This window comes from uncultured Agitococcus sp. (assembly GCF_937920075.1).
Classification (GTDB): Bacteria; Pseudomonadota; Gammaproteobacteria; order Pseudomonadales; family Moraxellaceae; genus Agitococcus.
The window spans coordinates 1-2,183 of sequence record NZ_CALETI010000096.1 but is presented as its reverse complement, the minus strand read 5'-3'; the positions used below and the strand labels follow the sequence as shown (position 1 = coordinate 2,183).

Here is a 2,183-nt window from a genome sequence, read left to right as displayed (position 1 = left end):
ATTCAACACTATATTCCTCTATCAGCGTAATCTTCTTTGCAGACCCTACAGCAATATCCGCACCAACTTTTAACACAACACATCAAGACTTAGGTACTTCAGTAAATTTAGTACATTTTGCGAGCATAAAGCGGTAAAAAAAGATTGCAAGATGAGTCAATAAACAATAACTACGAAACTCATCATATAACTGATTGTTTATTTATACAGATTTAAGACGAAACAAAGCAGAAAAACACATTACAACTGAATTTTAGATTGAGAAAAATAGATTATTCTGTTTTTTATCATTTAAACACAGGACTTGCACCAAAAAAATGCAAAATAACTATTTTTTTGCACCAAATATGAACCTTATTATTCATAACTCACTGAAACGACCCAAAATGTTGCTTTCCCCATTGGTCTTTCTACTGTTACTTCATCATCAACGACTTTTTTTAATAATGCTTTGGCCATAGGTGCATCTATACTGATCCAATTTTTTTTAGTATCAATTTCATCAGCGCCCACAATTCTAAAGGATAATCGTTCTTCGCTGTCAACATCCTCTAATGTAACCCACGCTCCAAAAAATATTCGTTGGCGGTCTTTTGGTTTTTCACTGACAGCTTTTAGCTCAGGAATGCGTTTTTGCAAAAACCTGACTCGTCTATCAATTTCACGCAGTAATTTTTTACCATAAATATATTCGGCATTTTCGGAACGATCACCTTGAGCAGCAGCCTCACTCACAGAACGTGTGACTTCAGGCCGTTTAACTCGCCACAAATAATCAAGTTCATCTTGTAAGTTTTTATAACCTTCAGGCGTAATCAGATTACTTTTGGGTGGTAATGGAGAACGATAATAACTCATAATAATCAATATATTATAAAAAAAGCTTCAGATCAGATTAAATAAACATCAAAACGACTACTTTCCCCCTCATACACTAAAGAAGGCGTTTGTGCCGCTAAAGGTTGTGCATGACGTGGCCGCTTCACTACGACTCTTTTTTGGGCAACGGCTAAGGCTGGAGCTAATAACGCATCGGCATCATCATCTGCACCAACAGCGACATGAAAGCTTTGCATATCTTGTTTGACTTTAGCACTATTATTTCGATCAGGAAACATTGGGTCTAAATAAACAACATCAGGATAATCAATGGCTGATAAATCTTGTAAAAATTCAACTGCATGACCATGATGCAAAGACATTCTAGGCAAAAATTCTTGTAAAAAAGGCTCTTGTGCTGCGCGTTGCCAACCATCAAACAGCATAGCTGCTACCAATGGCGAGCGTTCAATCAATTGTACTTGGCAACCTAATGACGCCAACAACAAACTATCTCGACCAAAGCCTGCTGTGGCATCAATCACTTTGGGAAGATAATCTTTTTTAATACCACACGCTTTAGCCAATAACTCGCCTCGACCACCACCATGTTGTAAACGCCACAACAAAGATTTGTTTGCCCAATCAACCATGACTGGATTAGGCAAAGGTTTGCTTAACGGTTGTAAGGCAACTTGCCCTGCCAATAAAATAGCCAAGCTGCCCTGCTTTTGCCATGCCAAGATCGTCTTACGCTCGGTATTAGCCAATAAAAAAGCCTCAACACCGAGTGTTAAGGCTAATTGTTGAGCTTGTTGTTGATAGTCAGCTAAATACAAAATAAACATCAATGTGACCAGTCAATCAAACCAAACCATGCTGTTGCTAAAATAAAACAACCAAAAATAATTCGATAATAAGCGAATATTTTAAAATCATGATTGGCAACATACTTCACTAAAGTACGCACCACTAATAAACCTGCAATAAACGCAGCCATAAAACCAACGGCAAACACAGGAAAATCCGCCATAATAAAATCGTCACGACTTTTATAAACATCATAAGCTGTGGCAGCAACCATCGTTGGAATGGCTAAAAAGAAGGAAAATTCCGCGGCCGAACGCTTGTCGGCGCCGAGCAGCATCGGGTCCTTTGTGGCAAGCCACAGCGCCGCCGGCACGCCGATGCCGGGGCAGGATTTCACGTAGCGCGCATTGTCCTTGCCATAGAGCTTGCCCCAGCCGGTGTGGATGATGACGGCGTCGCCGGGCTGCAGCGTCAGGTTCTGCTTCTTCAGGGCGCCCTCGAGGTCGTCCACGGTGATTTCGTAATTGTCGCCCAGCATCTCGACGCCCTTGAAG

General features: G+C 40.7%; 3 protein-coding genes. All 3 read right to left on the bottom strand.

Annotated features, from left to right (window positions below):
- Window positions 1–357 precede the first annotated feature (357 nt).
- Complete coding sequence (greB, locus tag Q0212_RS03470; RefSeq protein WP_297922274.1) at window positions 358–858, bottom strand: transcription elongation factor GreB; 501 nt, start codon at window positions 856–858, stop codon at window positions 358–360.
- A 32-nt stretch (window positions 859–890) separates the two neighbouring features.
- Window positions 891–1,667, bottom strand: coding sequence for a class I SAM-dependent methyltransferase (locus tag Q0212_RS03465; protein WP_297922271.1), 777 nt, complete (start codon window positions 1,665–1,667; stop codon window positions 891–893).
- Window positions 1,667–2,183: undecaprenyl-diphosphate phosphatase (locus Q0212_RS03460; RefSeq protein WP_297922269.1), on the bottom strand; the 517-nt coding region annotated here is incomplete at its 5' end. The genes Q0212_RS03465 and Q0212_RS03460, both read right to left, overlap by 1 nt.